This window comes from Poseidonibacter lekithochrous (assembly GCF_013283835.1).
GTDB lineage: Bacteria > Campylobacterota > Campylobacteria > Campylobacterales > Arcobacteraceae > Poseidonibacter > Poseidonibacter lekithochrous.
In genome coordinates this window covers 1,313,006-1,336,119 of sequence record NZ_CP054052.1, presented here as the reverse complement: position 1 = coordinate 1,336,119, position 23,114 = coordinate 1,313,006, and the positions used below count along the sequence as shown (strand labels likewise).

The 23,114-nt window shown below is 26.3% G+C and carries 16 protein-coding genes; 7 read left to right on the top strand and 9 right to left on the bottom strand.

Annotated elements, in window-relative coordinates; translation table 11 throughout:
• The first annotated feature begins 7 nt into the window (after positions 1-7).
• Positions 8-3,007 carry an ATP-binding protein gene (locus ALEK_RS06440; RefSeq protein ID WP_071625969.1) on the top strand — a complete coding sequence of 1,000 codons (3,000 nt, stop codon included), beginning with the start codon at positions 8-10 and terminating at the stop codon, positions 3,005-3,007.
• Positions 3,008-3,010: 3 nt separating this feature from the next.
• A complete protein-coding gene (locus ALEK_RS06435) occupies positions 3,011-6,787 on the top strand; it encodes an ATP-binding protein (RefSeq protein WP_071625970.1) in 3,777 nt (1,258 codons plus the stop codon).
• A 5-nt stretch (positions 6,788-6,792) separates the two neighbouring features.
• On the opposite strand, the gene ALEK_RS06430 is transcribed toward ALEK_RS06435, so the two are convergent.
• Positions 6,793-8,697: a sensor histidine kinase gene (locus ALEK_RS06430; protein ID WP_071625971.1), complete on the bottom strand. Its 1,905-nt coding sequence runs from the start codon at positions 8,695-8,697 to the stop codon at positions 6,793-6,795.
• 179 nt (positions 8,698-8,876) lie between these two features.
• On the opposite strand from ALEK_RS06430, the gene ALEK_RS06425 reads away from it, so the two are divergent.
• Positions 8,877-9,386 (top strand): NADPH-dependent FMN reductase, encoded by a 510-nt coding sequence (locus ALEK_RS06425; RefSeq protein ID WP_071625972.1) that lies wholly within the window; start codon positions 8,877-8,879, stop codon positions 9,384-9,386.
• Positions 9,387-9,401: 15 nt separating this feature from the next.
• Here ALEK_RS06425 and ALEK_RS06420 read toward each other — a convergent pair whose 3' ends face one another.
• On the bottom strand, positions 9,402-10,250 hold the full coding sequence (locus ALEK_RS06420) for a YitT family protein (RefSeq protein WP_071625973.1): 849 nt from the start codon (positions 10,248-10,250) through the stop codon (positions 9,402-9,404).
• Positions 10,251-10,325: 75 nt separating this feature from the next.
• Positions 10,326-11,585 carry a GGDEF domain-containing response regulator gene (locus ALEK_RS06415; protein ID WP_071625974.1) on the bottom strand — a complete coding sequence of 420 codons (1,260 nt, stop codon included), beginning with the start codon at positions 11,583-11,585 and terminating at the stop codon, positions 10,326-10,328.
• A 177-nt stretch (positions 11,586-11,762) separates the two neighbouring features.
• Here ALEK_RS06415 and ALEK_RS06410 point away from each other — a divergent pair, with 177 nt between their 5' ends.
• Positions 11,763-12,155: an FAD synthase family protein gene (locus ALEK_RS06410; RefSeq protein WP_071625975.1), complete on the top strand. Its 393-nt coding sequence runs from the start codon at positions 11,763-11,765 to the stop codon at positions 12,153-12,155.
• Positions 12,156-12,776: a CatB-related O-acetyltransferase gene (locus ALEK_RS06405; protein WP_071625976.1), complete on the top strand. Its 621-nt coding sequence runs from the start codon at positions 12,156-12,158 to the stop codon at positions 12,774-12,776.
• Between the two features lie 28 nt (positions 12,777-12,804).
• Here ALEK_RS06405 and ALEK_RS06400 read toward each other — a convergent pair whose 3' ends face one another.
• From ALEK_RS06400 to ALEK_RS06375, 6 genes are all read right to left on the bottom strand, one after another.
• Positions 12,805-14,700 (bottom strand): CBS domain-containing protein, encoded by a 1,896-nt coding sequence (locus ALEK_RS06400; protein WP_071625977.1) that lies wholly within the window; start codon positions 14,698-14,700, stop codon positions 12,805-12,807.
• On the bottom strand, positions 14,697-15,407 hold the full coding sequence (locus tag ALEK_RS06395; RefSeq protein ID WP_083574592.1) for a response regulator transcription factor: 711 nt from the start codon (positions 15,405-15,407) through the stop codon (positions 14,697-14,699). Before ALEK_RS06395 ends, ALEK_RS06400 begins: the two co-directional genes overlap by 4 nt.
• Positions 15,408-15,431: 24 nt before the next feature.
• Complete coding sequence (locus ALEK_RS06390) at positions 15,432-17,096, bottom strand: bifunctional diguanylate cyclase/phosphodiesterase (RefSeq protein WP_071625978.1); 1,665 nt, start codon at positions 17,094-17,096, stop codon at positions 15,432-15,434.
• A gap of 5 nt (positions 17,097-17,101) precedes the next feature.
• The gene (locus tag ALEK_RS06385; RefSeq protein WP_071625979.1) at positions 17,102-17,707 is read right to left on the bottom strand and encodes a hypothetical protein; all 606 of its coding nucleotides are present in this window, start codon (positions 17,705-17,707) and stop codon (positions 17,102-17,104) included.
• A 4-nt stretch (positions 17,708-17,711) separates the two neighbouring features.
• On the bottom strand, positions 17,712-18,095 hold the full coding sequence (locus ALEK_RS06380) for a response regulator (protein WP_071625980.1): 384 nt from the start codon (positions 18,093-18,095) through the stop codon (positions 17,712-17,714).
• A gap of 140 nt (positions 18,096-18,235) precedes the next feature.
• The gene (locus ALEK_RS06375) at positions 18,236-19,804 is read right to left on the bottom strand and encodes a PAS domain-containing sensor histidine kinase (protein ID WP_071625981.1); all 1,569 of its coding nucleotides are present in this window, start codon (positions 19,802-19,804) and stop codon (positions 18,236-18,238) included.
• A gap of 141 nt (positions 19,805-19,945) precedes the next feature.
• Between ALEK_RS06375 and ALEK_RS06370 the strand changes: the two genes are divergently transcribed.
• Positions 19,946-21,322, top strand: a complete 1,377-nt coding sequence (locus ALEK_RS06370; protein ID WP_071625982.1) for a PhoH family protein — start codon at positions 19,946-19,948, stop codon at positions 21,320-21,322.
• Positions 21,303-23,012 (top strand): HD domain-containing protein, encoded by a 1,710-nt coding sequence (locus tag ALEK_RS06365; protein WP_228146252.1) that lies wholly within the window; start codon positions 21,303-21,305, stop codon positions 23,010-23,012. Before ALEK_RS06370 ends, ALEK_RS06365 begins: the two co-directional genes overlap by 20 nt.
• Positions 23,013-23,114 lie beyond the last annotated feature (102 nt).

The following is a 23,114-nucleotide window of genomic DNA, read 5'->3' as shown; positions in this document are numbered from 1 at the left end:
GTAAATAATGAATATAAAAAAAGTACTTTCTCCTTTTCTTAATCCCTATACTGGTCCTATTTTTGTTATTACTCTTATTTTAATTTTTATTCTTGCTAATATTCTTCCTAATTATTCTGTTGAGAACAAAAATAAACAGATGACAGATAAAGCTGTTTCTATAATCAATAATCTAAAAAGCATAAGAAGTTACTACACTCAAAATGTAATAAAAGAAGTTAAAAAACATTCTTCTATTAAAATAAATTATGACCATAAAGATAAAATTAAAACTATTCCTTTACCTGCTACTTTAGTCCATGACCTAAGTGAAATCATGCCAGAAAAAGACATGAAAATAAAAATGTTTAGTAACTACCCTTTTCCTAATAGAAAAAATAGAGTATTAAATGAATTTGAAAAAGATTCTCTTGCTTGGCTTATTAATAATCCAAATGAAATCTATACCAAAACCATTGTAAATAATAATGAGAAAAGATTCACAGTAACGCTAGCTGATACTTTTTATGATCCATCTTGTGTAAAATGCCATAATACTAGAGCAGATACACCTAAGAATGATTGGAAAATTGGAGATGTAAGAGGTGTAATACAAATTAGTATGCCTTACCCTAAAGAGTTTATTTTATCAGGGGAACAGACAATATTAATTTTATCTATATTTGTTCTTTTAATACTAATATTAACAATTCACTACACAGTAGTTTCTTTTAAAAGACAAAAAGACAATAATAAAATACAACAAGACTTAGAGAAGAAAGTTGAAGAGAGAACACTATCTCTTGAAAGCTCTAATGTATTATTAAATCAATACAAAAAAGCAGTTGATGCAAGTGCTATTTTTTCTAAAACAAATAATAAAGGGATCATTACCTATGTAAATGATGAGTTTATTAGAACTTCTCAATACTCAGAGGAAGAGTTAGTAGGAAACAGCCATAGTATTATTAGACATCCAGATATGCCAGATTCAATATTTGAGGACTTATGGAAAACAATTAAAGATAAAAAAATCTGGAAAGGTCAAATAAAAAACAAAGCAAAAGATGGAAGTTCTTATTATGTTGCATCTACAATTGTTCCTATTTTAAATTATGATAATGAAATTGAAGAATTTTTAGCAATTAGACTAGATATTACAAAAGTAATTAGGGCTCAAAAAGAAGCACAAAAAGCTGATGAAGCAAAATCTACATTCTTAGCTAATATGAGTCACGAGATTAGAACCCCTCTTAATGCAATTATTGGTTTCTCTGATATCTTATGTAGATCAAAAGGTATGGATGCCAAAAGTATGAAACAATCGCAGATTATTCAAACTAGTGCAAACTCACTACTTAGTATTATAAATGATATTCTAGACGTATCAAAAATTGAAAGTGGTAATTTTGATATTGGTATTGAGGAAACTGATATTTATCTTGTATCAGAACATGTTGTTGAGCTATTCTCAAAAAGGGCCATTGAAAAAAATATTAGATTGATTTTTAATCTAGATTATAAAATTCCTATGTGTTTATTAACAGATGGTGTTCGAATTAGACAAGTGCTATCAAATCTAATTAGTAATGCTATTAAATTCACTCCAGAGCATGGAATAGTTGAAATTAATATATCTATGTTAGAAATACAAAACAACAAAGCCTCAATAAGATTTGAAATCAAAGATACAGGTATTGGTATTCCAAAAGAAAAAATAGACAAAGTATTCCAACCTTTTATTCAAGTTGACCATAAATCAAACAGAGAGTATCAAGGAACTGGTCTAGGATTAAGTATATGTACTCATATTATTGAGTTATTTAATTCTAAAATACATATTGAGAGTGAAATAGGAAAAGGTACTAACTTCTGGTTTGATATTGACTTTGAAATTTGTGATGACCATACACATACAAATAAAGATTATATAGAACAAGTAAACTTCCAAGTAAGTGATGTTCAAAGTGATTTATACCACTATATTAAAAGATATTTAAATATCTTTGGAACTATTAATATGAGTAGTGAAAATACTAATGATATTCTAATTCATAGTTGTATTCATAAGTCAAATGAAAAACTACAAATGTTAAGAGAACAACATAAAGATGAAGCAATCCTAATATTATTTGAATATGAAGAAGATATTGATAAGTTCACCTTCAAAGATAATGAACAAGCCTTAGCACTTCCTTTCTATGCTTCTAAAGTAAATGATGCATTACAAGAACTGCAAAAGAAAACAAAAAAGACTTGTGATATTAGAACAAATGACGAAGAATCATCTTATACTGGGAAAGTATTAATAGCAGAAGATAATATGGCTAACCAAGAGCTTATCTCATATATCCTTGATAGTATGAATGTAAATTATAAGATTGAATCAAATGGTCAAGAGGCTTTAAATGAGTACATTAAAAATAAATATGATTTAGTGTTAATGGATATTAATATGCCGGTTCTTGATGGAATTGGCGCTTTTAACTCAATTAGAGAATATGAAGAAAAAAACTATTTAAGCTCTACTCCTATTATTGCCTTAACAGCAAACGCTATTAAAGGAGATAAAGAGAAGTTCTTAAGTCTTGGAATGGATGGCTATTTAAGTAAACCAATTAACTCTAATGAACTAAAAATCATGTTTGATAAGTATTTAATTATAGATAATATAACTATTGAAAAAGAACAAATGGAAGAGAAAAAAACTATAACTGAAAACAATGATATAGATTTAGAAAAAATTGCTACAAGAATTGGTGTTTCCACAAATATTGCTAAGTTAATAGTAAATAAGTTTAAAAAAGAGATTCTTAGTGATTTAGCTGAACTAAAAACTTATGTTGAAGAAAAAGAGAATACAAAGATAAATGAAAAAGCCCATTATATTAAAAATTCTTGTTTAAATGTAGCACTTGATGATATATGTGATTTATTACAAAAACTAGAAAGCCAAGAGAATATTTTAGAGTATAAAACACTTTATGATGAATTAGAAACAAAAATTAATTTGATTGTGGGAGAATAAGAAGTGAAAAATCTAACAATTAAATTAAAACTGATTCTATTATTTGTATTAATTAAAATTTTACCATTATTACTAATAGCTTTTATTGCTTATGAAGGAGCTATAAAACTAGATGAATATGTACAAAATAGTACAAGATACTTATTTAATAAAAATAAAGAGATTATCTTAAATACAGCAAATGCCTCAATTGAAGATAGTATCAAAAACCTTGATAAAAAATCTCAATTATCACTGGAGCGTTTATCATATGAGTTAGCAAATAAAGTTGCAGACTTCTTATATGAAAGAGATAAGGATATTTTATTTTTATCAAATATTGATTTATCACAAAGAACTTTGGAGAGTTTTTACAAAACAAAACAAAGAGAAATAATTGTACATGAAAAGTATCAATACAATTATAAAACTAATGTTTGGGAAAGTACACAAAAACCACAAAAAACAATTAGAGAGAATAAGGTTGCATTATTAGAAGATAATAAAAAAGAGTTCAATTATACTGATCCCTTAGAATTAAGTAAAAAAAGTATTCCAATATACAAAGAGATAAACTATTTTGATTTATCAGGAAAAGAGATATACAAGATCTCACAAATAAACAAAAATCTGCTTGATTTATCAAATAAAAAAAATACTTATATTAATTCAGAATCATACTTCAAAAAACTTCATACACTTAAAAAAGGTGAGATTTTTGTATCAGATGTAATTGGAGAATATGTAGCATCAAAAGTTATAGGAACATTTAATAAAGCAAAAACCCAAAAGATGAAAATATCTTTTGATCCACAAAAACATGCTTATGCTGGAAAAGAAAATCCTCTTGGTAAAAAGTTTGAAGGAATTGTAAGATTTATTACACCTGTATATAAGAACAATCAAAAAGTAGGATTTATTTCATTGGCTTTAGACCATGAACATATCATGCAGTTTACAGATACAACAAATCCTACAAAAAGTGATGCAAAACAAAATATATCAGATGCAAGTGAAGGTAACTATGCTTTTATGTGGGATTATGAAGGTAAAAACATATCTCATGCAAGGGATTATTTTATTGTTGGCTATAACAAAGAAACAGGTAAAAGAGAAATGCCTTGGCTTAGTAAAGACCTAGCTTTAAAATATAAAGAATCAAATAAAGAAATAAATGAATTCCTAAAAGACTACCCTACTTTCCAAGAACAGAGTCTAAAGAAAAAACCAAATATACCTCAATTATTAAAAGATGGTAATGTTGGTCTTGATTGTAGATACTTAAACTTTGCTCCTCAATGTCAAGGATGGATGCAAGTTACTCAAAATGGTGGATATGGTTCTTTTATTATTTATTGGAGTAAGGTGTGGAAACTAACAACAGCCGCTGCTATTCCATATTATACAGGTAAGTATGCAAACTCAAAAAGAGGTTTTGGATTTGTAACAATTGGAGCAAATGTTGAAGAGTTCCATGCTGCTGCAAACTCTACAAAAAGAAACATCACAAAAATTCTAAGTACTCAAACAGAACAAATGAAAGAGATTGTTTTAGAAAATAGTTTTGAAATAGATAACTTTATTAAATCATTAATAAATGAGCTATCAATTGCCACATTAGTGATGTTATTTTTAGTAATTGCTATTGCTATTTGGATGTCAAACTATATAAGTGGAAAAATAGAGAATCTTCTAACTGCTACACAGAAATTTGCGAATAATGATTTTGACTACAAAATCAAAGTGACTTCAAATGATGAAATTGGAAATCTTGAAAAATCATTTAATAATATGGCATCAAAAATCAAGTCTTTGGTTCAAGAGCAAAATATATTAAATGAACAATTAGAAAAAAAGATAAATGAAAAAACAAAAGAACTAGTTGAAATAAATCACAATTTAGAAGAGCAAATTAGTGAAAGAACAGATTATTTAAAAGAAGCTATCAAAAAAGCACAAAAAGCAGATGAAGCAAAATCTACTTTCCTAGCAAATATGAGTCATGAAATTAGAACACCATTAAATGCAATTATTGGCTTCTCAGATATTTTATGTAAATCAAAAGAGTTAGGTCCTCAAAGTATTAAACAATCAAAAATCATTCAAACTAGTGCAAATTCACTTCTTGGTATTATTAATGATATTTTAGATATTTCAAAAATTGAGAGTGGAAACTTTGATATAAATATCGAGGAAACTGATATCTATTTTATTAGTGAACATGTTGTTGAACTATTCTCTAAAAAAGCATCTGAAAAAGAGATCAAATTAATATTTAATCTTGACCATAAAATACCTATGTATATCTTAACAGATGGGGTTAGAATTAGACAAGTATTATCAAACTTATTAAGTAATGCTATTAAATTTACTCCTCAAAAAGGTGAGATAAATCTAAATATAAAACTAAATGAATCAAGAAAAGATAGGATTTCTATTAGATTTGAAGTAAGTGATACAGGTATTGGTATTCCAAAAAATGAACTAGATAATGTCTTCGCACCATTTAAACAAGTAGATCATAAATCAAATAGACAATACGAAGGTACAGGATTAGGACTTAGTATTTGTTCTCATATTGTTGAGTCACTAGATTCAAGAATACATATTGAGAGTCAAATAGGTGAAGGGTCTAGATTCTGGTTTGATTTAACATTAGATAATTGTGAACAAGCTACTCATAATGCAAGAAACTATTTCCATCACTTAAATTTTAGAGTTTACAATAATGAATCAGATTTATTTATTTATGCAAAAAAATATCTTAATATCTTTGGTGAAATAAACTCTAAATCAACTGAGAATTTTGACATTCTTGTACACTCTTATGAGGATGAAAATATAGACAGTTTAAATAAATTAAGAGAAGTTAATCCTAATACTCCTAAATTAATTTTATTTGAATATGAAAAAGAGATACAAAAATTAAAACTAAAACAGAATGAACATGCTTTAGCTTTACCTTTCTATGCATCAAAAGTAAATGACTCTTTACAAGACTTATTAAGAAAAGTTAATCCAAGTAAAGAAGCACCAAAGAAAAAATATAAAGCAAAATTTGATGGTAAAATTTTAATTGCAGAAGACAATAGTGCAAATCAAGAATTAATCTCATATATATTAACAAGTATGGATATTGATTTTACAATCGTTTCAAATGGCTTAGAAGCTCTTAATAAAAGAAAAGACACTCACTTTGATATGATTCTAATGGATATTAATATGCCTGTTATGGATGGAGTAGAAGCCTTTAAAAACATACGAGAATATGAGGAAGAAAAACAATTAACAAAACTTCCAATTATTGCATTAACAGCTAATGCAATTAAAGGTGATGAAGAAAAATATCTATCACTTGGTATGAATGGATATTTAAGTAAACCAATTAATACTGATCGTTTAGTTGAAATACTAAAAGAGTTTTTTATTCAAAGAGATAATGTAGATATAGAAGATAAAAGTAGTGAACAAATATCTAAAGCAAGTAATTCAAATAACAGTAGTATTAATATTCAAGAGATATCAAATAAACTTGGGATTAGTGAGAATATAACAATTATGATAGTTGATAAATTCAAAAAAACAATATTAATGGATTTAGAAGAGTTCAAAGAAACTATAGATACAGATGATAAAATAAAAATTGAGCAAAAAGCACACTACATTAAAAACTCTTGTTTAAATATTGGATTAGATGATATTTGTAATATATTAGATGATTTTGAGAATAAAAATTTAGATAAAGAGACACAAATAAATAAATATAAAATACTGGAGAGTAAAATTAAAGAGATAATATAAGGGGATTAAATTAAATCCCCATCTATTGGTAAAATGATTTTAAACTCTGCACCTCTTAGGGGTTTATCTTGGTAGATAAAATCCTTATTCCTTACAAATAATTCACCTTCAAGATGTTTTACAATAATCTCTTCAGTCATATATAAACCAATTCCTGTACCTTGAGCTTTATGTTTCGTTGTAAAATATGGTTCAAAAATTCTATTTATAATATCATTTGGAATTCCACCTGCACTATCTTTTACACAAATATTAATCTTATCATCTTTTTTATATACATCAATGAATATAAATCTACTATGATCATCAACTTTTAGTAATTCATCTCTTGCATTATTTAGAATATTAATAAGTGCTTGAATCAATTCATTTTCATATGAAATGATTTCTACATTTTCAATATGTTTAACAATATTTATACTTTTTGTTTTAAACTGAGCTTGTATTAAGTCTAAAGCAGTTGAAAATGTATTCTTTAATAAGAAGTTACTTTTCACTTTATTAGGGCTAAAGAAGTTCCTAAAATCATCAATTGTTTTGGATAAGTATTGAGCTGAAGCATTAATTTTATTTGATGCTTCATAGAAAAAATCATCACTTAATGCATCTAACTGCTTTTGTAAAACCATACCACTTGATGCTGTTGTAATCGTTGATAGTGGTTGTCTCCATTGATGAGCAATATTACCAATCATTTCACCCATAGCAGCCATTTTTGATTGTTGGAAAAGCAAAGTTTGTTTATTATTAATTTCACTCTTATACTCATTTAGCTTATCTTCTAACAATTTTGAGATATACATAGAAATAAATAATAAAACTAAAGTCATTACAGCACTAAGTAAAAGAATATTTTGAATATAAGAAGTATACTTTTCATCAATAACATCTTTACTTTTTTGTACTTCTGTTAAAATATCATCTTCATAGAATCCAGTACCAATAATCCATTTCCACTTATTAAAACCCTTTACATAACTTATTTTCTTAGTAGCTAAGGATGTATCAGGTTTTGAATTTTGAACATAAGAATAAAACCCTGAACCTTCAATTGCAATATTTTTTAAATCATCAATTACTTTTGTAATCTTTTTTGTATCATTGTTAGCAATAGCACTTTTCCCTAGATACTCTTTTTTAATATGGCTTAAATATATAGAATCATAATCAATTACAAAAACATAACCATTTTTACCATATCTAATCAAATTAATATAATCTAAGGCTTTTCTTTGCATCATTTTTTCATATTCATCAATATATTCACCTGAACCAATTGCTAAGTTAAGCGGTTCAAAGTATTTGTAAAAAGATATTTTCTTGAAACTTTCTTTACCTTGATTTGGTTTATACCAATAATATTCATCAAATCTTTCAGTTTTATTTTTTATTGTTTCTACAATAGTTCTAACAAATTTATAACCTTTTGCATCCGCATAATTATAAAAATTTTTGTTTTCTATATTTTTATCAAGTGGATATAAAACCTTTACACCATCTACATTATCCATAAAGAAATAACCTCGACCATTGTTATATCGAATTGATTCTAATGCAGTTTTGATTTCTTGAAATATTTCTTTTTTAGTTTTTGTGTTTTTGTGTTTGTTGTAAATATTTGTAGCAATACTGTGAGCTTCATATACTCTATTTTTAATTGAGTTTTTTAATTCTTTTTCTGTTGATACTTGTAAATATTCAATATAGTTAGCAACTCTATCAACTTCATCTTTGATAATCTTCTTATGACTTTTTATATAGTCATTTTCTATTCTAGTTTTTTGTTCTAAAAAAGTATTCTTATTATCAAAATATAAAAATAATGTAATTAAAATTGAAATAATTATTGTAAATATAGGCGGAGTATATTTAATTATTTTTAAAATTTGTTTTTCTTTTGTATTTTCCATATGCTGTCTATCTTAGATGATTTTGTATTTTATACTACATGAATTACACTTGATATGTAATAAATATTCAAAAAAAGTTAACAAAAATATTATATTATTCGTTATATTCAAAAAAAAAGTAATTATTTGATATAATCAAAAACTTTTATTAAATACAATAAATTATAAGGAAATAAATTATGTCAAAAATTGGAATTTTAGTAGCAAGTGCTAATAACAATAGAAACCTAGGTAAAAAATTAGAAGAAATAGCAAATGAATTAAATTGTGAAGTAGAATTAATAAATCTTGTAGATTTAAATCTACCTTTATATAGTACAGTTGAAGAAGAAGCAAATGGTATTCCAGAAGTTGCTTTAGATTTAGCAAACCATATTTTAGATTTAAAAGCATTTATTATTGTTGCACCTGAATATAATGGTGTAATGCCTCCTGTATTAAACAATGCAATGGCATGGACTTCTAGAGCTACAAAAAGCTGGAGAGATGCATTTGAGCAAAAAGTCGTTGCTTTAGCTACTCACAGTGGTGGAGGTGGAGCAAAAGGTCTTCAAGCTATGAGAATTATGTTCCAACATTTAGGTGCAAATATTTTAGCTAGAGAGATTCTAACTACTTATGAAAAACCTTTAAATGAAGAAAGTGCAAAAAATATTATTGAGCAACTTTCAAAATTATCTAAAGTTTAGGAATATTCCTAAACTTTAGTTACCTCTTCCTAACAATTCAGAAGCTTCACTAATTACTAAAAATGATTCAGGATCATTACGTTTAGCTATTTCTTTTAAAACTTGTATTTTTGATATTTCAACAACAATTAATATCATTTTTTTCTCACCATCAGAAGATAGGTTTTCACCTTTTATAATAGTTCCTTCAGGACCTAATTTATCTTTTACTTCTTTTGCTAGTATTTCAACTTTATCTGTTACAAGGTGAACTACTTTTTTAGATGGACGACCAGTTAGAATAACATCTACAATTTTTGATGTTACATAAATACTTACAATACTCCATAGAGCTTTGTCAATGTCATCAAAAACATAAATTGAAAGAAGTATAACCGCAGCATCAATAAAAAGCATTGCTTCAGAAGCTTTATACTTAGTAGTTGAAGCAATAATAGTTGCGATAATTGAACTTCCACCAGCAGAGGATTTACCACGAATAATAAAACCTAAACCTAAACCAATAAAAACTCCTCCAAAAATAGAAGCAAGTAATGTTTCAGAAGTAGCTTGAGGTAAAGAGATATACTCTTTTAGAAAGTCAATTAACACTGAAATAAATATAATAGTAGCTACACTTTTTACAGCATACATTTTACCAAAGTATCTAATACCTAATAAAACTAAAGGTACATTAATCAAAAACATCCAAGTACCAATAGTAAGAGAACTTACATGATGAAATAACAGGGCTAAACCAGCTGTTCCTCCTGTAATTAAACTATTTGGTACTAAAAAAGATACAACACCAATAGCAGAGAAAACTGAACCTACTACTACAAATACAAAGTTAAGAAATGATGGGGATTTAAAGAGATCTCGCATTCTAACTATAATTCCTTATTATTAATTTTATCAATAAGAATTATAGCTAAAATTTATTTCTAAGAATTAAAAAATTTAAATAATTCCTTCATACATAATTACTTTATTTCTACCTTTTTCTTTTGCTTCATATAATGATACATCAGAGAATTTCATCATTTGTTCTAATGACTCTCCAAAATCAATACAAAGACCAATAGAAACTGTGTATTTTAGGTTTAAATTATCAAGTTTGATTACATTTTTTGCAAAGGCTTCTCTAATTTCTTCAAAAGTTTGAATTACTTCTTGTTCTGGTCTATTATGCATCATAATACAAAACTCTTCTCCACCAACTCTTGAAATTAATGAATCTTTATTTAGATATTTTGCAAGAATTTTACCAACTTCTTTAATAGCAATATCTCCAATATCATGTCCCCATGTATCATTGATATTTTTAAACTTATCAATATCTAACATTGCTAAAGCAAAATTCTCTTTTCTAGCTTTTGCTCTTTCATACATTTCTCTACCAGTTTCAAAGAAATATCTTCTATTAAACATTCCTGTCATATGATCTCTTGTAGCTTTATCTCTAATTGAGTCAAATAACTGAATAATTTCGATATTACTATTAATTCTTGAGAAGAATTCTGTTTTTGAGAAGTCTTTATATAAAAAGTCATTAGCGCCATATTTTAAGAATTTTGATACTAGTTCTTTATCTTCTGAACCAGATAATGCAATAACAGATACTTCATCTTTTTTATATTTTTTTCTTAGTTTTGAAGTAAACTCTAAACCATTCATATCAGGCATCATATAATCTACTAATACTACTTTTATATGAGATCTTTCATTTAAAGCTTTAAGTCCTTCTTCTCCACTATATCTAACTGAAGTTCGTAGGTTATATTGTTCACATAAAGCTTCCATTTTATGAGCAAATGTTTTTGAATCATCCACAATTAAAACTTCTACATTTTCATTTTCAACAATTCTATTTACAATAGATGTTGCATAATCAATAGCTTGACTACCATCTTTGATTACATAATCAACTACTGTTTCAGTTGAGAAAACTTTATTATTTGTATCCAAAGATGAACCAGTTAATAAAACTGATTTAATTTTAAACTTGCTAATAAATTCAACAATCTCACCATTTTTAGCATCAGGAAGACTATAATCTAATAACGCTACGTCAAACCTTCCTTTATGTTCTAATAAAATTTCTGCACACTCTTTGTATGACATTGCCGTATATACTTCATAATCACTTTTTTGTTCTAAACTGTCTTTTATACCATATAATATTGTTTTACTATCATCAACTACTAATATTTTTTTCATATTTCACCTTATAGATTAATAGGTGATTATATATTAATAAAATGTAAAAAACGTATAATTTTTTATAAAAAAATAACAAATCTTATTTAAATGAATATAAATAAATAAGATATTCCATTATTGTTACATTTTATTTATCTATAATAAATAAACTTATTTAATATTTAGGAAAAGAGAATGAAAAGAGTTTTAACATTTGGCACATTTGATATATTTCACTATGGACATCTAAAAATTCTTGAAAGAGCTGCAAAATACGCAGATGAATTAATAGTTGGAATTTCTTCTGATAAATTAAATTTTAATAAAAAAGGTAGAACACCTGTATATTCAGAAGATGAAAGAATGAAAATAATCTCTTCATTAAACTTCGTAGATGATGTTTTTTTAGAAGAATCATTAGAATTAAAAAAAGAATATTTACTTAAATATGACGCGGACATGCTAATTATGGGAGATGACTGGGCAGGTAAATTTGATGAATTTAACGAAATATGTAAAGTTCAATACTTACCAAGAACACCTGATGTTTCCACAACACAACTAATACAAAGAATAAAAGGTATATAAATGAAAGACATTAATTATATTTCAAAAGAAGCTAAAGTTGGTAAGAATACAATACTTAATGCCCCTGTTAGACTAGTAGGAACTGCAAATGTAAAACATTCATGTAATATTGGTAACTACACATTTATTAATAGCGGTACTACTTTATTTCCTGGTAGTAAAATGGGGAAATATTGTTCAATTGGTAAAAACTGTGAATTAGGTGCATTTGATCACCCAACAACTTGGTTAAGCTCATCAGCAATACAATACAATTTAAAACTTCACTTCCCTGATTATATTGAAGATTTTGATCAAAAGAAAATCACTAGACCAAAAGAGACTATTTTTGGTAATGATGTATGGGTTGGTTCTTTAGCAGTTGTAAAAAGAGGTCTAAGTATCGGAGATGGAGCTATTGTTGCTGGTGGATCTGTTGTAGTTAAAGATGTTCCCCCTTATGCTATTGTAGGTGGAGTTCCAGCAAAAGTATTAAAATATAGATTTGATGAAGAAACAATTGAAAAATTATTAGAATTACAATGGTGGGATATGCCAGTGGAAGATTTAAAAGATATTTCTTTTGATGATATTGATGCAGCAGTAGAAGAGCTTCAAACAAGAAAGCTTGAGTCAGCTTAAAATTTTGTACTTTAAAACCGCATGGGTTTTAAAGTACCTCATCACTTAGAATATTATCCTTTGATAACTCAATTGTAAATACAGCACCTACATCACTATTACTTACATTAATTTCCCCAGATAATTTTGTTTCAATAATTAATTTAGAAATATAAAGTCCTAAGCCAGTACCCTCTTTTTTTGATTTTGTAGTAAAATAAATATCAAATACCTTATCAATAACACTTAGATTAATTCCTCCACCATTATCTTCAATATCAATATAAACCTTATCTTTTGTCTCTCGAAGAACTATTTTTATAAAGGGATTTTTAATATCTTCTTGAACTAATACATCTTGTGCATTAGCTAAGATATTTAGAATTACTTGGGAAAACTCACTTGGAAAACCAGTAGTATTAATAGTCTTTGATGGTTTATGAAAGTCTAAATTAATATGATGATATGTTAAAGAAGCATTAATTATATTCACAGCATTTTGAATATATTCAGATAAATCAAAAACTTCTTTTGTTCTATTTGGTTCAAAAAAGTTCCTAAAATCTTCAATGGTATTAGACATATATTTTAATAAATCATTTCCATGTAAAACTCTTTGATTTAAGTACTTTTCATCTAGTTCATTAAAAGCATAAGCAGACTCTAGATTCATAAAAATCCCACCTAATTGAGCTAGGGGTTGTCTCCATTGATGTGCAATATGACCTATCATTTCTCCCATGGTAGCGAGTTTTGCTTGTTGCATTAGCAAGTACTCACTATCCATTCGTCTCTCTATTTCATTATCAATTAGATTTTGAAGTTTTGTTTTTTCTTGTTCATAATTTGTTACATCTTTAAAAATTAATTTAATAAAATTAGTATTTACATTCTTTGAGATTGTTCCAGATATTTCGTAGATAGAACCTTTTATTTCAACTGATTTATTTTTTAGTTGTTTTTTTCTTAATAAAAAGCTTTTAATCTCTTCCCAATCTTCTAACTTGAATAGTCTTGTAACTTTTTGTTCAATTAAGTCATTTCCAAATAGTTTATGAGCTTGTTCATTCATCCAATAAATCACTTCTTCATTCTTAGAATAAAAGATTTCAATAATTGGTTCAGGCAAAAAGTCCATTATCTCTTGGGCATGTTTGATTTTATTCTGTAGAATTCTTGTATAGTTACCTTTGATATGTTTTAGAATATCTCTATTTGTAACAATTGCTACTATTTTTTCTTTATTATCTAAAACTACAACTCTTCTAATACTTTGTACTTTCATTAACTCAATAACATTTGTTACTAGAGTATCAACCTTTACGCTAATAATTGGAGAACTCATACATGTAGCTACTTTTTGAGATAACTCAACCTCATAATAAGTAAGTTTTAAAATATCTTTTTCAGTAATAATTCCCACATGAGTATTACCATCTAAAACTACAACTGAACCTATTTGATATTTTTGCATAATACTTACGGCTTTTTTAATAGTATCATCCATTTGAACTGTTTGTATTGAATGATCAGTTTTAATAATATCAGATACTTTTAAATCAATTTTATATACATCTTCTTCTAGATATTCAAATAAATCTTTTTGAAGAACTATACCTTTGTATAAACCTTCATTATCAACAAGTATTATTCTTCTAATACTATGTTGTATTAATAAATCAAAAGCATACTCAACTGGTCTATTCTCATTTGTTGATATTACTTTTCTTGTAGCTATTTCAATAGATCTTTTATTTAGATTCATATTAGCTTTTAAAGTATTAACAATATCACTTTCAGTAATAATAGCAACCGGCTTTAGATTTTCAATTAAAACAACACTACCATTTTTATTTTTATGCATAATAGCCATTGCTTCTTTGATAGAAGAGTTTGCATCAATACTAAACTCACCTTGATTAGCTATCTTTTTTAGGCTATTCATAGTTTTTCACTTTTATATAGTTTATAACCTACTCCACTTACATTTGAAAAAATCCCATGATGGGTTTTTTGTCTTATATTTCTAATCTGACTTCTAATAGAGTTTTCAGTCATTACCTCATCTTCCCAAACTTCATTCTGTAAAGATTCATAACTTATAATTTGTTCATTCTTTTTAATAAAAAACTCTAAGATTTGCATCTCTTTTTTTCGTAAACCAATCTCCTCAAGCTCTTGGAATAAAACTCTTTTTCTTCTATCATAAAAAAAGCTTTCACCCAAATCAATATTTCCAAAATTAGGGAACACTTCTTGAAACTCATTTATAGCTTTTTTGAAAGCTTCTACTAAATCTTTACTAGTTATTGGTTTTACTAAATACCTAGTAATAAACAACTCTACAGCTTCAATAGTAAACTCTTTATTTGTATATGCCGTAGAGATAATAACTCTTGTATTTTTATCATTCTCTCTAATTAATGAAATAAGTTCCATTCCACTCATCTTAGGAAGGTTGATATCTACTAAAAGAATCTGAGGTTTATGCTCTTTATACAAAGTATAACCCTCTTCTGCACTTGATGCTTCATATATATTTTTACAATATCTACTTAAAAATTCACAAATATATTTTCTAATATTTACATCATCTTCAATATAAACAATTGAAAGTTCTGACATATTTGTCATAAATTCCTTATGATCCATAACTTATCCTTTTAAATATATTTATTATTTCCAAAGTGGTTTTGATCCAATATTTGCCCGTGGTTCATCAATATAATAACCTTGTGCGTAGTTTATATCAATGTCTGAAATATCATCAAATACTTCTTTATTATGAACAAATTCAGCTATTGTCTTTGCTCCAATTTTCTTACTAAACTCAACTAATGTTTCAACAATCTTTTTAGAGTTTGTATCAAGGTTTATATTTTTGATTAGGGAAGCATCAATTTTTAGGTAATCAATATCTAATTTTAGAAGATATGAAAAATTCGAATATCCAGTTCCAAAATCATCAATAGCAAACTTAACCCCAAAGGCTCTTAGTTTTAAGATAAACTCATTTATCATTTCAAAGTTCTCAATTCCCTCATCTTCTAAAAGCTCAATAACTAACCTATTTGCAATTGAAGGATACTCTTGAAGTTTTGAAACTAAAAGATTTACAGTTGGTTCATGTTCTATATCTTCTACTGAAAAATTAATTGAAAATTCATAATCATTATCTTTAAACTTCTCAAAACTTTGATTGATCACAGTTGCTGTGATTTCATTATATAGTTTTGCTTGTTTAGAAATATCCAAGAAAAAATAAGGAGAAATTACTTTGTCATTTTTATCTATTAAACGAACTAAAGTTTCATATTTTTCTATTTCTTTAGTTTGCATATTAAAAATTGGTTGGAAAAATGTTTTTATTTTATTTGAACTTATAGCTTCTTCTAAAACTTCAAACCATTTTAGTTTTTCTTGTATCTCTTTTTCCCTATTGATACTATCATCATAAACAATAAGTTCTTTTTTTTGTTTAGATTTTTTCATAGCGATATCAGCAGTTTCTAAAATCTTATCTTGATAAAAAGATACTCCAACACTTAGGTATATTGCTAATCGTTGAGAATCATTGAAAAAGTATTGATTCTCTAAATCTTTTAGAATATTCTGAGTAATTTCTATAAACTCATCATTAGTATAGGTTTTATTATTAGCAGAGTATAAAACATACTCATCCGCTGTTAATTTAAAAATATCAATATCTAAATCTTTTGTAAACTCTAAAAACTTATTCGCAATAAAAATAAGATACTTATCCCCTAATTCATAACCAAAGAAATCGTTTATTTCATTAAAACCTTTGATATTAAATAGTGCTAATTGTTTATTCTCATCAATATCTAAATCTAAAAGTAGTTTATTTCTATTTTCTAATCCAGTTAATTTATCTTTTAAAAGTTTTCTTTTTCTCTCAATAATTTGTGTAAACTCTTTTATCTTTTTATTTGCTTCTTTTAGTGATGTTTGATCTGCAATACTTAATAATACGTAATTATCACTAATTGGGAAAATTGTAATTTGTTGTTGCATATATTTATAAATAGGATTTGTAATTTCATCTAATTCAATAGGAAATATATAACCATCTTTTGAAGTATAATATGTAGCAGAGTCAATACTAATAGCGGCTACTATTTGTCTTTTTAACTTCTTGATATTTATATTAGGAAAAAACTCTTCTAGATTTTGTCCTTTTATTTCATTTGGAGATATCTTAGTAAAAAAAGATATCCAACTATTCCAATACTGTACTTTTAAATCTGGATCTAAAATACATATTCCAAAATTAAAATATTCCAGAATTTGTGTATCGCTAAAAATTTCATCAAACTTCATAGTCTTTATACCTCAGAAAAGAACTCTTGGGCAGCTCTTTTTATAATCTCTATAGTTTTAGGTTTTAAAAGTACATACAAAGTACCTGTAATATCCTCTTTCTCAAAATCTAATACAGTTGAAACAACAATAATTGTTTTATAACTTGTTAGATTTGTATTACCAATAATCTCATTACTTCTTACACTTTTTATTGAAGGTTGTGCAAAAAACACCTCTTTATCAAGATTTTTAGCCATATCTTTTATTGTTGCTGAGTTAACAATGTTTAATAACTCTGACGATAAATCAATAATATCTTCAACTTCTTGGACTTCATCATCTTCATTTAGTACCACACTTAAATGTTTTATAGAGTTGTAATTAGAGATAAAAACTGCTTCTCCTTCGATTCCACCTCTGAACTGCTGAGAAAAAACCACATACTCTTCTGATTCATTAAAGTTCTTATTTATAAAATCTTTTAATTCTTTAATATTAAGCATTTTTATTTTTGGTATATGCATAGTTGCAAAAGTATCTAACATATTCGATATAAGCGCAGTTGATCCTCCAAAAGAGACATTTAATAACTCTTGTAAGAAATCTATTTCATCTTCATTAAAATCCATTATATTATCCATTTTGTTTTTCTCTATTTTTAAAAAAGTCAACTAAAACATGATTTAGTTTACTTGGATCAATTGGTTTTTTAATAACATCTCTTGCCCCATTTTCTCTAGCAAGAGATAAACCTTTATTTTGAATATCAGCAGTAATTACAATAATATACGAATCTTTATCATGAGAACTAATCTCTTTTGTTGCTTCATATCCATTTTTTATTGGCATTGTCAAATCCATAAAAATTAAATCAAATTTATTATTTTTATATTTATCAACTGCTTCTTGTCCATTTGAAGCAAATTCAATATCATTGATTTCTATCATATTTGCAGGTAATGATTTTTTAACTCCAAGTCTAGCGACCTTGGAATCATCAACAATCATAATCCTCATTTTTATATCCTTTAATACTAAACATAATTATTTAAATTTAAAATATTATATGATAATTAAATAAAATGTAAGAATAATGGAATGTTAAAATAAATTATTTATTGATTTATTCTATTTTTAAACAGTTTGAGTAGATTTTTTTATTGGTGAGGCAGTTTGATAATAAATTCAGCACCTTTATATAAGGCATCTTCATACATAAATTCTCTATTCTTTACGATAATATCGCCTTTCATGTGCTTCTTTATGATTTCATTACTCATAAACAGTCCGATTCCTGTTCCTTGAGATTTATGTTTTGTAGTAAAGTATGGTTCAAAAATTCTATTGAGAATATGAGGTGGAATTCCACCTGCATTGTCTTTTATTTTAATAAAAATGGAATTATCATTAGTATAGGCTTCTATAAATATTAATTTTCTTTTATTTTTTGATTCAATTAATTCATCTCCAGCATTATTTAGAATATTAATAATTACTTGAATTAACTCATTTTTAAAAGTATATACATCTAAGTCCATAATATTTTCAACAATAACAATATGTAAAGATGCAAATTTTGTTTTTACAAGATTAACAGTATATTCAACTACTTCTCTAATAGGAAAAGTACTCTTATTATAATTAGGTTTGAAAAAATCTCTAAAATCATCAATAGTTTTTGATAAGTATTGAGCACTTGTATTAATATCATTTAAACCATTACTTAAAGTAACTGAGTCTAGATTATCTGATTCATGATTAATTTGCATTCCCGTTGATAGTACTGAAATAACAGATAAAGGTTGTCTCCATTGATGAGCTATGTTTTCTAACATCTCTCCCATAGCAGCCATTTTAGATTGTCTATGCATAATATCTTCATACTCTACTAGTTCTTTTTTGATTTTTGATACTTCATCTTTTAGGGTTTTATTATAATTTGCAAGTTTGGTATTTACTTCTTCTCTTCTTTTTTCTAACTCTAGCCTATCACTAATGTCTCTTGAGAAAGCAAGAATATAATCTTTTCCTTGGAAGTTTTTCAAACTAAGAGATGTTTCTACAAAAACGCTACTTCCATCTTTACATATATATTGTCCTAAAGTAATAAGGTTTTTCGTTTGAGATATCTCTTTAAATACACCTGGAATTTGAGCATTATCACCAATGGCTTTTCTTATTTGAGAAATTCTCACTTGTTTAAACTCTTCTAGGGTATAACCTAAAACCAAACAAGCCTCTTGATTTGCAAACTCAATTTTTTGTGTTTCAAAATCCACTAAGATTATAATTTCATTTGATTCTTTAATAAATTCAAAATATAAGTTAAGTTTTTCATCTTGATTAACTTTGTCAGTTATATCAGTAACATAAGAGATTATATGCTCTTTATTATTGATAAGAACTACACGTGAGCTAATTTCAACAGGCATATAAGTACCATCTTTTTTTCTATGTGTAGATTGTATTTTTATAGGAGTTTCAGGGTCATATTCTTTGATTAGTTTTAGTTTTGATAAGAACTCTTTTTTTGTTGAGACAATACCATCTATATCCCAAACATTAAGCTTTAATACCTCTTTACGCATATAGCCTAAAACCGTACAGGCAGTGGCATTTGCAAATATTATTTTACCATTAGAATCAATTAAATAAATAGCCTCATTAGCTAGTTCTAAAGATGTTTTTAATAAGTAGTGTATATTATTTCTTCTTATTCTGTTCAAAGTAAAGACCTGATGTTATTTAGTTTTTTGCAAATATTATACTACTTTAAAAAAATAATTCAAGAGTAATTTAAACTTTATTTGATTATTTATTGCCATATTTTGTTATTACTTTGTAACCAATACGTGCTATAATGAAATATGAAAGAAAAAGTATATGTACTAGACACAAACATCATCTTACAAAATCTTCAGAATCTATTTAAAATCTCTGACAATAAAACCAACCATATTGTAATTCCTGAAACAGTTTTATTAGAATTAGAGGATAAAAAAAAGCTGACAAATGAACTAGGATTTTATTCAAGAGAATTTGCAAGATTATTAGCAAAGATGAAAATTAAGGAAGTTGACTATAAACTTGGTTTCAAAGTGGTAAAGTTTTCAAATGACGAAATTAATCTAGATATTATCTCAAAAGATACATATGACACACAAATAGAACAAATACATTTAAGTGAAAGTAATGATAAAAGAATCATTGAAGTAGCTTCAATTGCACAAGAGTATTATAAAGGTGCACAAACTATATTCTTATCATTAGATGTTTATGCAAGAATCTTCGCTTTATTTAAAAGTATCAAAACAGAAACTCTACATGATGATAAATCAACTGTACCAAAATTTGAGTTTGTTAAAAATATAGAGCTAGACTCTACTATATTTAATTCCTTAGATAATAAAGCAGTTGAAGAGATAGATCCTGAACACTCCCAAGAGAACTTCTCTTATATATTTGAAAGTTCTGATGGTAATAGCGAATATGCAATTACACATAATGGAAAACTTGATTTATTAAAAGAGAATGACTTCAAAGCTCTAAATGTAAAACCAGTAAATTTAAAACAAAAACTATTTACAAAAGCAATTTTATCTAATATGTACGACTTATTAGTTATTGATGCAAAAGCAGGAAGTGGGAAAACTCTTATGTCAATTGTTTGCGCAATGAGACTAATTGATTTAGGATATTATGACAAAATTGTTTATGTTAGAAACTCTATTGAGTCCCTAGATAAAGGTGCTGATGTTGGATACTTAGCAGGAAATGATGAGAAGTTTAGAATCTATAATATGGCATTACAAGATACTTTAGAGTTTATTGCAAAAAAACATCTTAAAAAGTCAGAAAATAGAGAGAACAGTGAATCAATAGAATCAAAAATCTCAGAACTTGAATCAAAGTATTGTATGGAAACATTATGGCCAGGAGAAGCTAGAGGTAGAACTCTATCTAGTGCTATTGTAATAATGGATGAATGGCAAAATAGCTCAGAGAATACAACACAATTAATTCTATCAAGACTAGATGAATCTTGTATGGCAGTTGTAATTGGTTCGAATCGGCAAATCGATAATTTATATTTAAATAAATATAATAATGGATTAACAACTCTGCTTAAACATACTAAGTTTGAACATCCTGAAGTTAAGATGTTTGCAATAGAACTAGAAAAAGCAGTTAGAGGTAAATTCGCTGAATTTACAGAAAGAATCTTTGAAAAAAGATCTAGATAAGGAATATAAAATACAAAATAGACTAATTAACGATACAATTTATAATCATATCGAATACACAAAACTTGAAGACAAGATTTTACAAACAAAAGTTGTAAATAGATTACAATTTATTACACAAAATGCTTTAGCATATTTTTCATATCCATCAATCACAACCAAGAGATTTATTCATTCTCTTGGTACTATGCATTTAGCTTCTTTTATGTTTAAAAACTCTTTACTAAATGCGGATAAAACAACTAAAAATGATTTTTTAAACTCATTAAAAGATGTAATTATTCAAATAATAAAAGAAGAAGACCTAAAATTAGATTTAGATGATATGGAATATTTTGATAATAAAGCTTTATATCAATTTACAGTTCCTACAAAATCAAAAGCCCATAGAGCAACATATAGTATTGTTTTACAAACTATTAGAATTGTTGGTTTATTACATGATGTAGGACATCTACCCTTCTCTCATCAAATTGAAAATGCTCTAAAAAAAGTCTATAACAAGATTAAAGAAAAAGAGTTAAATCAAGAAGTATTAGTACAAAAAGAGATTGAATTCAAAGATATATATGATGACATTACAAACAATGCATCAAAAGTATTACATGAAGCAATTGGTAAAAACTTATTATCATTATTATTCCAATACGAAGTAAGTAGTCTTCTTAAAAAGAATATTGACAAAGAGTATATAAAACTAATTGAAAAACTATCATTATATATTTTTGAAGACAAAGTTTATAATGGTTTTGATTTTAATGTTTTACATAAATTTATTGATAGTACAGTTGATGCTGATAGATTAGATTATGTAAATAGAGATATGTTAGCTAGTGGATATATTACTGGACCTAATGATCATATTAGAATTACAAAACAAGCTGTATTAGTAAAAAAGAATAATAATTTTTATCTTAGCTTTTTTGACATGTCTTTAATTGATATTGAACATATGTTAGAAATGAGATTTAATTTATATAAAAAAGTTATTTATAATCACGGTATTGCAAAAACTGATGCTCTACTTGAAAATGTTGTTCAATATTTATCTACAAAATATTTTAATGATGAAGAAACACAAAGTGATATTTTACATAATATTTCTATGCTTTGGAATTTCAAAGATAAAAACATAGAAAAAGAGTTAGATAATATCTCTATGTTAGATGAAAACTGGTTAATCTCATTATTTAAACATGAGTATTTTTTAATCAAAGATAGAGAAGATTTAGAAGCTCATGAAAAAAAATATTTATACTCTTTTGAAGAGGTACTATTTGGAAAAAGAAGATTCAGAAGTCCTTGGAAAAACTTAAATGAGTTTTATAAAGTACTTGGATTTTCTACAGTTGAAAGATACAAATTTAGAGAGAGTTTTGGATATATTACAGAACATAAATCTAAAATCCTACAAAAAGAATTAGACTCTTTTATTAAAAGATGGGAAAATAAAAAAGATGATTTATTTTTTACTTTTCAAGTTGTATCTTTTAAAATAGGAATACAAAAAGATTTCTGTTTATATGATGGAGAAGAATTAACTAATATTGATGAAGTATCTACTCTTAGAAAAAGACTTAAACAATCAATGTTAAACACTGTTCCTTTCTATATTTATTCAAATAAAAAAATATTGAATGATGTTATGAAAAAAGAACTAAAAGAGATAGTTTTAAAGATTTTTGACTAATTTTCACTTTTCTCTATAAAAAAATTATTTTTATAGAGAAACACCTTGCTTTATTTAAGTTTTATTGTTATATATTTATACACTTTAATAAAACAAGGCCAC

What these genes read in the sequence shown, in the direction of transcription:
- ALEK_RS06440 (WP_071625969.1), top strand. Translation starts at nt 8, where the DNA reads ATGAATATAAAAAAAGTACTTTCTCCTTTTCTTAATCCCTATACTGGT.
- ALEK_RS06430 (WP_071625971.1), bottom strand. Translation starts at nt 8,697, where the DNA reads ATGGAAAATACAAAAGAAAAACAAATTTTAAAAATAATTAAATATACT.
- ALEK_RS06425 (WP_071625972.1), top strand. Translation starts at nt 8,877, where the DNA reads ATGTCAAAAATTGGAATTTTAGTAGCAAGTGCTAATAACAATAGAAAC.
- ALEK_RS06420 (WP_071625973.1), bottom strand. Translation starts at nt 10,250, where the DNA reads ATGCGAGATCTCTTTAAATCCCCATCATTTCTTAACTTTGTATTTGTA.
- ALEK_RS06415 (WP_071625974.1), bottom strand. Translation starts at nt 11,585, where the DNA reads ATGAAAAAAATATTAGTAGTTGATGATAGTAAAACAATATTATATGGT.
- ALEK_RS06410 (WP_071625975.1), top strand. Translation starts at nt 11,763, where the DNA reads ATGAAAAGAGTTTTAACATTTGGCACATTTGATATATTTCACTATGGA.
- ALEK_RS06405 (WP_071625976.1), top strand. Translation starts at nt 12,156, where the DNA reads ATGAAAGACATTAATTATATTTCAAAAGAAGCTAAAGTTGGTAAGAAT.
- ALEK_RS06400 (WP_071625977.1), bottom strand. Translation starts at nt 14,700, where the DNA reads ATGAATAGCCTAAAAAAGATAGCTAATCAAGGTGAGTTTAGTATTGAT.
- ALEK_RS06395 (WP_083574592.1), bottom strand. Translation starts at nt 15,407, where the DNA reads ATGGATCATAAGGAATTTATGACAAATATGTCAGAACTTTCAATTGTT.
- ALEK_RS06390 (WP_071625978.1), bottom strand. Translation starts at nt 17,096, where the DNA reads ATGAAGTTTGATGAAATTTTTAGCGATACACAAATTCTGGAATATTTT.
- ALEK_RS06385 (WP_071625979.1), bottom strand. Translation starts at nt 17,707, where the DNA reads ATGGATTTTAATGAAGATGAAATAGATTTCTTACAAGAGTTATTAAAT.
- ALEK_RS06380 (WP_071625980.1), bottom strand. Translation starts at nt 18,095, where the DNA reads ATGAGGATTATGATTGTTGATGATTCCAAGGTCGCTAGACTTGGAGTT.
- ALEK_RS06370 (WP_071625982.1), top strand. Translation starts at nt 19,946, where the DNA reads ATGAAAGAAAAAGTATATGTACTAGACACAAACATCATCTTACAAAAT.